At 70.8% G+C, this 11783-nt stretch carries 10 protein-coding genes and 1 pseudogene; 4 read left to right on the forward strand and 7 right to left on the reverse strand.

Annotated features, from left to right (window positions below; translation table 11 throughout):
• Nucleotides 1-871: 871 nt before the first annotated feature.
• The 4 genes from ACIQK6_RS19445 to ACIQK6_RS19460 form a co-directional block, all read right to left on the reverse strand.
• Nucleotides 872-1861, reverse strand: coding sequence for a Clp protease N-terminal domain-containing protein (locus tag ACIQK6_RS19445; RefSeq protein WP_402695148.1), 990 nt, complete (start codon nucleotides 1859-1861; stop codon nucleotides 872-874).
• A 416-nt stretch (nucleotides 1862-2277) separates the two neighbouring features.
• Nucleotides 2278-2487, reverse strand: a complete 210-nt coding sequence (locus ACIQK6_RS19450) for a hypothetical protein (protein ID WP_402695149.1) — start codon at nucleotides 2485-2487, stop codon at nucleotides 2278-2280.
• Nucleotides 2488-2668: 181 nt separating this feature from the next.
• Nucleotides 2669-3568, reverse strand: a complete 900-nt coding sequence (locus ACIQK6_RS19455; RefSeq protein WP_402695150.1) for a hypothetical protein — start codon at nucleotides 3566-3568, stop codon at nucleotides 2669-2671.
• Nucleotides 3565-4578 (reverse strand): SPFH domain-containing protein, encoded by a 1014-nt coding sequence (locus ACIQK6_RS19460; protein ID WP_329094943.1) that lies wholly within the window; start codon nucleotides 4576-4578, stop codon nucleotides 3565-3567. Before ACIQK6_RS19460 ends, ACIQK6_RS19455 begins: the two co-directional genes overlap by 4 nt.
• A gap of 794 nt (nucleotides 4579-5372) precedes the next feature.
• On the opposite strand from ACIQK6_RS19460, the gene ACIQK6_RS19465 reads away from it, so the two are divergent.
• Nucleotides 5373-5756 carry a hypothetical protein gene (locus ACIQK6_RS19465; RefSeq protein ID WP_329094945.1) on the forward strand — a complete coding sequence of 128 codons (384 nt, stop codon included), beginning with the start codon at nucleotides 5373-5375 and terminating at the stop codon, nucleotides 5754-5756.
• A 77-nt stretch (nucleotides 5757-5833) separates the two neighbouring features.
• Here the strand turns inward: ACIQK6_RS19465 and ACIQK6_RS19470 are convergent.
• Nucleotides 5834-6577 (reverse strand): annotated as a pseudogene (locus ACIQK6_RS19470) (IS5/IS1182 family transposase); the annotation flags it as partial.
• 67 nt (nucleotides 6578-6644) lie between these two features.
• Nucleotides 6645-7202 carry a helix-turn-helix domain-containing protein gene (locus tag ACIQK6_RS19475; RefSeq protein ID WP_329094947.1) on the reverse strand — a complete coding sequence of 186 codons (558 nt, stop codon included), beginning with the start codon at nucleotides 7200-7202 and terminating at the stop codon, nucleotides 6645-6647.
• Between the two features lie 57 nt (nucleotides 7203-7259).
• Here ACIQK6_RS19475 and ACIQK6_RS19480 point away from each other — a divergent pair, with 57 nt between their 5' ends.
• Nucleotides 7260-8171: a S41 family peptidase gene (locus ACIQK6_RS19480; RefSeq protein ID WP_329094949.1), complete on the forward strand. Its 912-nt coding sequence runs from the start codon at nucleotides 7260-7262 to the stop codon at nucleotides 8169-8171.
• Nucleotides 8172-8229: 58 nt separating this feature from the next.
• On the opposite strand, the gene ACIQK6_RS19485 is transcribed toward ACIQK6_RS19480, so the two are convergent.
• Nucleotides 8230-8421: a hypothetical protein gene (locus ACIQK6_RS19485; protein WP_329094950.1), complete on the reverse strand. Its 192-nt coding sequence runs from the start codon at nucleotides 8419-8421 to the stop codon at nucleotides 8230-8232.
• Between the two features lie 258 nt (nucleotides 8422-8679).
• Between ACIQK6_RS19485 and ACIQK6_RS19490 the strand changes: the two genes are divergently transcribed.
• Together ACIQK6_RS19490 and ACIQK6_RS19495 are read left to right on the forward strand one after the other, a co-directional pair.
• A complete protein-coding gene (locus tag ACIQK6_RS19490) occupies nucleotides 8680-9732 on the forward strand; it encodes a serine hydrolase domain-containing protein (protein WP_402695151.1) in 1053 nt (350 codons plus the stop codon).
• A gap of 251 nt (nucleotides 9733-9983) precedes the next feature.
• Complete coding sequence (locus ACIQK6_RS19495) at nucleotides 9984-11624, forward strand: sigma-70 family RNA polymerase sigma factor (protein WP_402695152.1); 1641 nt, start codon at nucleotides 9984-9986, stop codon at nucleotides 11622-11624.
• The last annotated feature ends 159 nt before the right edge of the window (nucleotides 11625-11783 follow it).

Below are 11783 nucleotides of genomic sequence, written 5' to 3' on the forward strand. Positions count from 1 at the left end.
GGGGCCTGTCAGGGACTACTACCCCGGTTCGTATGTGACGTGGACCCTATGGGGCGGGTCACCCCCGAGACACCCGAATCTCACCGACCGTGATCGCCCGCGCCCCCTCCGAAACAGCCGGCCGGGTACCGAAGCCGCCCGATAACCGAAGGGCGACCCGAGCCTGTGCCCATCTAGGCAAGCCAGGCACGGCCGGCGAGGCAGGCCGGGCGGACCGGCGTTCTGCGTTTCGGGCACGTCCGGACCGCTCCCGACATCGACGTGCACCGGACCCGGCTCACCAGCGCCGACCAGCAGAGTCACCACACCCCCCGCGTGCGCGTCCCAGCCCATCAGCACACCGCCCTTTGGCACGCCCCAGCCGACAGCCCGACCGGCCGACCGGATCGCGACTGCGGCCTTGCGCCGGCCGTGCACCCCCACACCCGGGCGATCCCGACGAACCAGTGCGGCTGGATACCGTGCTTCGAATCTGGGAGTGGGTTCCGGGGCTCGTCCGGTCGATCGTGTTCGGAGCCAGGTGGTGAGGGTTGCGGGAGCGGCAGTGCCTAGGTGGACGTGGCGGCATTCGTCGTAGCCGGTGGCGTTTGGACAGGTGGGCGGCCTGTCGGCCTTCTCGGGGATGGTGTGCCGGATACCGCGTCTTCGCAGGTACTCGTGGCAGGGGCCGTTGCCGTAGGGCTTGTCGGCCGGGATGCTGCCCAGCGTCTTGCGGGGCCTGCCCGGCCCGCGCTCCAGGACGGGGATCTTCTCCGGAAGGTGCTTGAACTGTGTGTAGTCGGCACGCCGGCCCAGTGTCACGATCCCACGTCACGTCACCCTAGGGTCACCTCCACGAAGCGGGCCGCCTGGGAAGTGCCCGACCCTGGGTTCAGGCCACCCGGGTGTCCGCCGGCCCAGCGGTGCGTCGAAGCGCCGCCGGTTCCACGCCGAGCGCCGCCAACAGCCGGACACTGCGGTTTCCCGGCTCGCCGAGCAACCGGTCCAGCAGATCGGAGGTGCCGCTGGCCATCGTGTCCTTGAGGAGCTCGCGCGGCGGCACCGTGTCCCGGCCGAAGTCCGTACCCTCCATCGCAGCACGCACCCGTACGTGGTCCACCCCGGCCTCGACCAGGACCCGGCCCCCGTCGTAGTCCCCCTTCACCCCGCCCGTCATGTGTGGGTAGGCCTGCGCGACCGCATAGGTCCGCAGCATGCCCAGGAGGACATCGTCGGTACGGACCTTCCTACGGTGCTGACCGGCAAGTTCCCCGGCCTCCAGGCGCGCCCACAGCACCGGGTGCGCCGCGGCGTTCATCGGCATCGCCCTGACCAACATCGACGTCCAGAACTGCCCCAGCTCACGGGGCTTGTAGCGGCGACGGCCCACCAGGGCGTCGCGGGTGGAGCGCAGCTCCGGCGGGACAGGATCCTCCACGTCAGGGACCCGTCCCGACCACACGGCCCGTTGCAGCGCAACGACGTCCACCCCGCATCCGCTCAGGTAGCTCACCGCACCGCAGGAGGGGTCGTCCAGGAGGGCTGCCAGCAGATCGGTCGGCGAGCGCTCGACGCCCTGACCACCGGTCACGGACGGTTGTGCCCGGCACCGGACGAACGCCGCTGCCCCGGCAGTGCTGAGCGTGAGCGAGCGGCCCTCCTGCTCGGCCAACGCGATCTCAACCTTTCCGGGTTCCTCGTCCATCCCCCCGACGCCCTGGCGAATCACTTGTGTCGTGAGGTCGTACGAGGCGAGGAACTCCTGGACCCGGTCGTCCTTGCTGATGCAGGCCAGCAGGAGGTGCGTGCTGACGTGGCGCCTTGCGCAAACCGGGCCGAGCGCAGTGAGCAGGGCCTGGTCGGCGCGGAAGTCTGAGGTCATGCGGAAGATCCTGGCCGAGGTGCAGGAGCGTTGCATCAGCCCACGGACGGAAACCGATGCGAAGAATGTCGGAAACCGGCGCGACGAAAGTCGAAAGCCCGCGCGACGAAGGAGGGAATCAAGATGCAGGCTTCGCCAAGAACTTCGCGGCTGCTCGGGCCTCCTACCCCGAACACGGCGGGCTCACCGCGATCGACCCCGACGGGAACCCGCACGAGCCTTGGCGGACAGTGGACATGGACAGTGGATGGTGGACCGGCAGCAGCAGCACTACGCCTACCTGGAGCACGTCGCCGACACTTTCGTGCTGCGCCCGGCACCGGGAAGACGACCGCGGCTCGACCCACTCCGGCGATCCGCCCCACCTCCGCCCGCGGAGGAGAACGGCAGCCGGTCCGGACGTTAATGACTGCCCGTCAGTCCACCAGCGGCCGGACGGCGGGGAGCAGCGCGACCTCCTGGGCGAAGTTGAGCCGCACCGTGCTCCACCCGCCCTGTCGCTCGTTGTCGATCTCCACCGTGCCGGCCGGGGAGCGGAACCCGAGCCGAGCCGCGGTGTCGAAGTCGCCCCTGCGGACCGCCGGACCGCTGGGGCGGCCCGATCGGGTTTGAGGGGGGAAGTTCATGTCCGGCTTGCTGGCCGCTGCCCTTGCCGTTCTCGCCCCCGTGCCGCCGGCGGAACTTGGTCGAGGTCCGCTCCGGCGCGTAGCGGCACCCACGCGCGTACCGGGCACGGTTGGTGCAGGAACCATGGCGCGCCGTCGTCCGGTGGATCGGCAGTGGTGACGGCCGGTCGGGTTGGAGCGCTCACGTCACCAGGCGCAGCGACGTTCCCGCGATGCCGACCCGTAGGCTCTGGCCCCAGGTCAGCTCTAGGGCGTCGCTCTCCATCCCGTCGCCGAAGACCACGATCCGGTCCGACTCCACGGTGAGCTGCAACCCCTGCCCCCGCCCCAGCTCACCGGCGACCTTCGTCGTTCCGGTCGTGGGAGAGGGCCAGGCCTCGCGCACGAACCACAGGAGCCGCCGGTCGCAGGGTGCGGGCAGCCCCGCGGAGCTGCCTCGCTCCAGCCACAGGGAACGTAGCCAGCCGGTCGCGCCCGTGCCGGTGCCCACCAGCACCCCGGAGGATGCCTGGGCCTCGCCCGGGCCCTTGTCGCCGTCGGATCCGAGGCGGTAACGGGCCGTCTGGTGACCGGGCGAGCCCACGTAGATCTCGTTCAGCGCGAGAAGGCGCTGGGTGTCGTCGGCGACGGCCTCGACCATGGTCAGCTCCTCCACCCGGCCTCCGGCGGCGGTCGCCGCACGCAGCAGGGCGGCCGTGTCGGCGCAGCGGTGACGGACCAGGACCCCCGGGTTGCGCCCCGGGTCGGTGTCGATGCCCACCACCGGCTGTCCGCGCAGATACTTCGCGGTGTTGGCGACGAGGCCGTCCTGGCCGACCACGACCACCACGTCCTCCGGGGCGAACAGGAAGCGGTCCAGATCGGCCCGCTCCACCCGGGAGTTGCGCCAGGTGAGCGGTACCGCCGCCGCCACCTCCCGCAGCGCCTGGCGCGTGCGCTCGTGGCGGCGGACCACCTCGTCGATCGACCGGCCCCGACTGGAAAGGAAGAACGCGGCCTGCCCGTGCGTCCCGTGCCGGGCGAGCAGTTCCTCGTACTCGGTCCTGCGGTGCACGAGCACCGCCCGCGGGGCCAGGCTCACTCGCCCGTTCCGCCTTCCGGACGCCCGAGCCTGGTGAGGAGCCCGGTGAGGACGTCCGGAGAGACCGTGATGCTCTCGATCCGCGGCAGGTTCTCCGCCAGCCGGGTCGCGGCCAGGGCGTGCAGCGTGCCCGGGCCGGCTTCGTCGTGCACGCGCAGCCAGGCAGCCTGGGCCTCGGCGCGTGCCGCGCCCGTCTCGCGCGCCGCCTCGGCGTCCGCGCGGGCCAGGCGGACCTTGCGGGCCGCTTCGGTTTCGGTGCGTATGCCGTCCGCCGCCGCCTTCTCCTCGGCCTCGCGGCGGGTGTTGGTGCCGCGCTGGTCGATCAGCTGCTCCTCGCGCCTGGCCAGCTCGATCTGACTGGCCAGCTCGTTCTCGGCGATGGCACGCTCGCGCTCGACGGCGACGGCTCGCCGTTCGTAGGTGGCCCGGTCCGCCTCCTGCTGGATCTGCTCGCGGGCCGGGGTGCGCAGGGCGCGCTCCACCTCGGCCTCGGGGCGGATCGCCACGACCCGTACGGCCACCACATCGATGCCGGTGGCCGGGAGCCTGGGCTCGGCGGCGAGGCCTGCGGCGACCCGTTCCCGCACGGAGGCGACGCCGTCCACCAAGGCGGCGGCCAGCGGAGTCCGGGCCAGTACGTCGAGCGTGTGCTGCTGCGCGGTCTCGGTGAGGAGGGTGGCGATCTGCTCCAAGGGAGCGCCGCGCCAGCTCCCGCTGTCCGGGTCGACGGAGAAGTCGAGCCGGTCCGCGGCCTCGGCCGGGTCACTGATCCGGTAGGTGACGGTGGCCTGCACGGCGACGTCCTGGAAGTCGGACGTACGGGCGTGGAACGCCATGGCCAGCTCCCGGTCGTCGACCGGCACTTCGGAAAGCGCTGCCGAAAGCGACCGGTACCAGAAACTGAGCCCCCGCCCGTCGTGGACGAGTCGGCCGCGCTTGTGGTGGCGGATGTGGGCATTGGGCGCGGAGCGCAGATGACGCCAGCCGAAGCGCCTGGTGATGTCGGCCATGGCGAACCCCCTTCATTTCGTCAGTGAGACGATAACGAGACGCACCTATATCGTCAAGGGGACGAAAACAATGCTTCCGGGGCACCCCGGCAGCAACGGGAGCCGCTCGAACGGCTCCTCGGCCTGAGGGACGGACCACCCCTGAACAGCTTCATGCTCCGTGCGTCCGCTCCGACCCTGCTCACAGAGGAAGCCCGCTGCCGTCCGATGGTCGGACAGGGCGTCAAGGACTGCAGGACGGGGGGGCTGCTCGCTCCTTGGTCCGTACCCCTCAGGGCAGCTCGGGGCGCGTCCGTCGCGGGGCCCCCGCAGCGCCGTTCGGCCTGAACGTCAACAAGAAGGAATCGTTTGCGCAGGAGGGCGAATCCGGTACGGCCGAACATCTGGCGCGGGGTGGTGGTTGATGCTCGTCGGCGCGGGTCCGATCGTAGCCAGCGACCGCGGGCGGGCGCCGCGCAGGCTCGGGGTCGGGCGAGGACGTTTCGTGGCGGAAGTGGTGGGGTCGGGCGGTCCGGTGGTCGCGGCGATCCTCAGGGCCACTCCGCTGCGGGCACCCGCCGTCCCGGCAGAGCCTGCCGCCGCCGGTGCTCTGCCGCACGCACGCGGACCGAGCATCGGCTCCGAGCGAGGATCGCCCGGTCCAGGCCCTGTGCCCGCATAGCCAAGGCAGCTCAGCCGACCAAGGCGTACGGGCGTCCCCGTACGCGCCTCAGCCGAGATCTGCACCACCCGTCCACAACCTACGGGGTCAGAACCTCCGGGGACCGTCTCTTGGATTCGTCCATGAGATCGTCGTGCTCGTGATCGAGTCCTGGGTGATCAATGACGACAGTCCTGTCCATGTGTCGTCCGCGGTGGTGCTGGAGTCTCTTCGGTCGAGGATCAACAGCGGGCAACTTGAGACGTGGCTGACCAGTTCGTACGGACGGTCGCTGGCCTTCGTGACGAACACCGAGCGCGCGATGGTGATGCTGTTCGACGACGAGTGCGATCCTGGCGAGCATGCCGTGCACCCGGGAGCTGAGGGGTCGAGCGACGGGTACGTCCTCTCCAACGGGCAGGACGACGAGTACCTGGATGAGGACACCGTCTCCCTCCGTGAGGCGTTCAGGCTCGTGGAGCACATCGTTGGCACAGGCTCTTGGCCTGCGGACGCGCGTTGGGCGGTCGATCGTTGACAGCGGTCCGTGCCGGGCCCCGATAGAGCCCGGTGGGCGGCGGCGAGCTCGTCCGTTCGCATGGCCGACCCGCGCTAGGGATCGCACCCGTTGAGGCAGCGTTCGACTGAGTTGCGCTGCTCGTAGGCCTCGGCGTCCAAGGCGGGCATTCGAACTTCGACGCGCCCTCGCCGCAGACGGTGGCCGATCTGGTCGGCGGGCTAGGGGATGGCAGCGCGGATGCAGCGTGGCGGACGTGACTCCGCATCGCGCGGAACGACTACGCGCACTCCGCCAGGACGGCATCGGGGCGAGGCGGGGCGAGGCGGGTCAGGTTCTCGGTCTTCCGGGTCCGCTTCGCAGAACACGGATGGCGGCCATGACGCCCTCGAAGGCCGGGGTGTTGCCCGCCTGCCTGCAGTGACGCGAAGGGCCAGGGGCGTACATGGCGTCGTACCTGGCCGTCGCCTGCGAGGTGGACGTGCTCAGGCCCGCCTCGGGAGCGGCCACGCGTGTGGCCGTCGGGCTCGGCCCAGCCTGGGCCCCTTTTCGCAGACTCCGTTGGCGTGCTGGTGAGCTCGGCGGACGGTGGAATCCGCCAACATGGTCCATCCGATGTCGTCAGCACCCTCGGCCTCTGCCGGGACGGCGGCAAAGACCTCGTGGGCGGTCTGGAATCCGGCCGAGCTCGTCCGGCAGGTCCCGCCACGGCGAGCAGGTGCGGTATTTCCAAGTGATGCCTCCACACGGTTCGGCGGGCCGGCCCACCGCCCACCGCCCACCGCCCACCGCCGACCGCCGACCGGACCGGCCGGCATCAACGGCTCGATCCGGTCCCACATCGCATCGGTGATCACTGATCGGACGGAGACATCCGATCAACTGACCGACCCGTCGGAGAGACACGCTCTACGGGGATTCCCGGTCGGGGTCGTGGGCGGTGTACAGCGAGACGAGGACACCGTGCACCGGTTCGCCCTCCGGAGCCTGTTCGGCCTCGTCGACCAAGCGGGCGAGGGTTTCGCCGAGTTCGCGGGCGGCGGCCGGGGTCAGCCGCAGGTGGCGCAGGCGCAGCAGGTGGTCGGTCGGGGAACGGTCGATCTCCTGGGCGAAGGCGCTGAACAGGGCGGCGGTGCCGACCGCCTGCGGCTCGGCGACGAGCAGCTTGCGTGCCGTCCGCCGGTAGTACCGTTCGGTGCCGCCGCGCACCGTGCGGGTGCCGGCGATCCCGATCAGTCCGGCATCGCTCAACACCTTGAGGTGGTGGGCGAGGTTGCCCTTCTTCGCGTCGAGAAGCACTGCGAGCTGGCTGACCGTGGCCGCACGTTGGGTCAGGGCGAACAGCAGTCGCTGGCGCAGCGGGTGGGCCAGGGCCGCGTACTGCTCGGGCGCGCCGATGTGCTGGACTTCCTCCTGGGGCTCCCAGGCCACTTCGTCCCCGCCGGTGTCAGCGTCGTCGTACGTCATGACGTAAGTGTCTAACTCTCTTGACTCTTTCGCAAGGCCGGTGGTCTACTCCTCGCCATGCCGACTCTGACATCCCTTCAGCCCGCCCCCGTCGTCGAGGAACTGGCCCGGCTGCTCGCCGCGCACTACGTCTTCCCCGAACTCGGCCAAGAGCTCGCCGGCCTGGTCCGGGAGCGCCTGGCCGACGGCGCCTATGACGTCGCCACCGCCGAAGAGCTGGGCCGGGTCGTCACCGCCGATCTCCAGTCCCGCAACGGCGACCTGCACCTGCGGCTGAAGTACCACGCCGACCGCGTGCCCGAGGAGCAGGGCGCGGCGATGCTCGCCGCGATGCGGCGCGACTTCGAGGCGTCGCTGGGCGGCGTAACGCGCCTGGAGATGCTGGACGGCGGGGTGGCCGTGCTGGAGCTGACGCCGAACCTCTTCCCGCTGGAGTGGGCCGCCGAGCCGCTCGGGGCCGCGCTGGCGGTGGCGTCCCGGGCCCGGGCGTTGATCCTGGATCTGCGGCGCAACCTCGGCGGCTCGCCCGACACGGTCGCCTTCGTGTGCGGCCACCTGCTGGACGAGCGCACCCTGCTGAACACCATGCGCTGGCGCGAGGGCGACCGTCGCGAGCAGTCCTGGTCGCCGGCGTATGTCCCCGGCCCGCGCTTCGGGGGTGAGAAGCCGGTGTACGTGCTGACCAGCCCGCGCACCTTCTCCGCCGCCGAGGAACTCGCGTACGACCTCCAGCAACTCGGCCGGGCGGTCGTGGTGGGAGAGACCACGAGGGGCGGGGCGCACCCGAGGGAGGGCTGGACCCTGCATCCGCACCTCGAGGCGTCGATCCCGGTGGGCCGGTCGGTCAATCCGGTCTCGGGGACCAACTGGGAGGGCACCGGAGTCGTCCCGGACCTCCCGTGCCCGACCGACGACGCCCTGACCCTCGCCCACGAGCGGGCCCTCGCCCGCCTGGAACGATCGGCCTAACCCTCCTACTACCGGAGTCGCCTTCGCGGATCTGGCGCATGCGGGTCGCCAGGAACGGTCACTGGCGGGCCCCGACGAGCAGGCCCGGCTGCTCGGGGAGGGCTTCCTCGACCGCCGTCACGATCGCGGGGCCGACGTCGTCGACGCCGACCGCCCGCGACGGCACGGCCGGCGGGTCGGGCCCGTCCATGACGCGGCGCACCAGAGTGGTGCGGCTCGCCGTAGGTGGCTCGTCCGTTCCTGGTTGCATGTCATTCTCCTTTTCCCTGGCGCGGGGTGAACCATGAGCAGCGCTCTGTCCAGCCGATGGGGGACGGTAAGACTGAGGGTGAGGGTGCGGGCGAACGAAGCGGTCGCACCCTCGCGCTCTCGCTGCGCTCGCGCCCGGCGGCGGCGTGGCAGAGCCCGACCACCGCCTCGCCGTACTGCTCAGGTCGCAGTGCCGACGACCGGAAATCATCATCAGGGGGCACCTGCCGCACGCGGGGGTGCCACCATGATGTCCGTCATGGCACAAGAACTCGCAACGCTCACCCAGCAAACCGCGGACCGGCTGGCCGAACAACACGTCGGCGTGGTGGTGGCCGCGGTGGCGGATGACGTCGTGGAGATACGTGGTGCCGGAACCACCGGTACGAACCACAGACGTGTCCCCGGCCCCGATACCCTGTTCGAGATCGGCTCGGTGACCAAGGTGTTCACCGCCCTCGCCCTGGCACACCTGGCATCCGTCGGTACCGTGAGCCTGGACGAGCCGCTCGGTGATCTACTGCCCGCCGGAACGGCCGTTCCGTCACGAGCCGGCCAGCCGATCTCCCTGCAACATCTGGCCACTCACACCTCCGGCCTGCCGCGACTGCCGAAGGGCATGCTGCTTCAGGCCCTGCTGCGCCCGTCGAAGCCGGATCCGTACGCCGACTGTACGGCCGATGTCCTGCTGTCCGGGCTGGCCGGGACCCGTCTGGGGGCCACTCCGGGGAAGCGGTTCCGCTACTCCAACCTCGGAGCCGGGCTGCTGGGGCTGGCCCTCGCCCGCCGGGCGGGCACCGAGTACGAGACCCTCATCACGCATGGGATCTGTGCCCCCTTGGGCATGACCGACACGGTGGTGACGGTGGACGCCACCCGCTCGGAACGCTCCGCGCAGGGCCACGTGCGCCGCGGCCGACCCGCCGCACCCTGGCACCTCGCCGACCTGGCGGGAGCAGGAGGCCTGCATTCGACCGCGACCGACCTGGTGGCCTTCGTACGGGCCCAGTTGGACGGCGGCCCCGCAGGGCTCGCCGAGGCGATCCGCCTCAGCCGTGCGGTCGAGTACCGCAGGAGCCCCTTCGCCCGGGTGCACCTCGGCTGGATGGCACACCGCCTACACCCCCGTCAGGGCGCCCACCTCCAGATCTGGCACAACGGAGGAACAGGGGGTTTCGCCTCCTTCGTGGGGTTCGATCCGGAAAAGCGGCTCGCCGTCATCGCCCTCGGCAACACCCGACGCCCCGTGGACGGCCCGGCCTTCGACCTCCTGCGCACCCTGCAAGCAGAGCGTGCGGCCACGTCGAACTGACACGGCCCGGGGCCCGCCGAAGGTGTTGCCACTGCGCACGAGGGCGGCGGCCGCGATGACCGGCATGCTGCTCCCCGCGTTCACGGATCCAGGGCGACGGCTCTCACCGTCCTACCTGTCGTTTGGTTTGCTTGCAGCTCTGCAAGGGTGCACACTTGCGCGAACTCCGGTCGGGCGCAGCGTCGCACCCTCATGACGGATGTGCCCGGAACCGACGCCCGGGTCATCAGCAAGCCACACGGGAGCACGTGTTGAGCACACCAGGTACGGCCCGTCAGCAGCATCTCCGAAGCCTCAGCGACGGGGAGCTCTGCGCCCTGCTCCGTGGGCACGCCTCGGAATCCGACGCGGGGGTCAGCGACGTGATGGACGAGGTGTTCGCCCGTCACCATCCCTCGGTGCTGGCCTACGCCCGCACGTGCTGCCGGGACCTGTCCACCGCGCAGGACCTCGCCGCCGAGGCCTTCGCCCGCACCTACCGGGCCATTGCCTGGGGTGCCGGACCCGAGTACGCGTGGCGGCCGTACCTGCTGACCTGTGTGCGCCGTCTGGCGGCCGCATGGGCGCAGAATGCCGCCCGTACACGGCTGTCCGACGATTTCGAGGAATGGGCCGCCCAGCTCTCGGACGGCCAGGACACCGAGGACGCCGTCTTCTCGGCGGAAGAGGGATCGTTGGTCCTACGTGCCTACCGGTCGCTGCCGGAGCGCTGGCAAGCCGTGCTGTGGCACTCCGTCGTCGAGCACGAGCCGGCGGCCGAGACCGCAGCGCGCCTCGGCATATCGGCCGGAGGCGTCGGCTCACTGGTCGCGCGTGCGCGGGAAGGCTTGCGGGAGGCGTATTTGCTCGCCCACCTGAAACAGGCCGCGAGTGAGGAGTGCCGGCACTACGGGAGACAGATCGCCGCGAAACTGCGCCGACCGGGCAAGCGCCTCAACCGGGACCTGGGCCGCCACCTTCAGGGGTGCGCCGGCTGTGCACGGGCCGAGCGCGACCTGCGCGATGTCAATGGCCGTATGGGTGTCCTGCTGCTGGGTGGAATCCTCCTGTGGAACCCCGCCTCCTTCCTATCGGCCCTGGGCGGGGGCGGCGCGCAGCTCGCCTCGAGCACGCTGAACGGGACACAGCTCGCCGGAACCAAGGTCGGCGCCGTGAAATGGGCCGCTGCCGCAGCCGCTGTGGGAACGGCGGCCACCGTGGTCGTCCTGCTGCCGGCCGACTCCGAGAACAACGGGTCCGTCCAAGCAGCCGCTCCCGCCAGGACGTACGCGGCCCCGGGCGGCCCGCTCCCGGAAATCACACCGGTCACGGTCATCGGCCCGGCGGCTTTTGCCACTGCTCCCGCCACGCCCCTCCCTTCCGCCTCCTCGTCCGCCTCTCCGTCCGCCTCGGCCTCGGCCTCCGCCCCGCCGACTGCTCCGACGCCCTCGACCGGTCAGACCGGCGCCGCCCTGGTCAACGTGGCCTCGGGGCTGTGCGTCGGCCTTGGCGGCTCAGGTTCCGGCGGCCGTTTGCAGCTCGAAAGGTGCACCGGGCAGGCCAGCCAGGGCTGGCAGCAGCTACCTGCCCAGCAGAACACGTACCAACTCCGCAACGCGGACACCGGTACCTGCCTCGACGGCACCACCGACGGCGGAAATCTCGTCGTGGTCACCCTCCGCGCCTGCCGGACCGGCGCGAACCGCGCGACGCAACTCTGGCGGTTCGAGCCGGACGCACGGCCCGGTGCGTACCGCATCTGGTTCGTTCCGAAGGTCCGGTACACCGACTACGCCGACCATCTGCTGGGCCCGCGGAACTGGCCGAAGGCCGACCCGCCGCGTCCGGGATCAGAGATGGTGCACCTGCCCAACTACTACAACTCGGTCAACATGCTCTTCGCCCTGAGGTGAGCTGCAGCGCGCGGGCTCGTGCACGTCTTCTCGCTCGGTGTCGAGACCAGCCTCCGGCACACGACGTGCCGGATCACATGGCCATCGGCGTCCAACTCGAAGGAGAACCAGACGGATTCCTCGTCCCAGAAGCAGCCAACCCGGGTCGTCACGGGTTCA

Origin of the sequence: Streptomyces sp. NPDC091682 (genome assembly GCF_044756625.1) — a bacterium.
GTDB lineage: Bacteria > Actinomycetota > Actinomycetes > Streptomycetales > Streptomycetaceae > Streptomyces.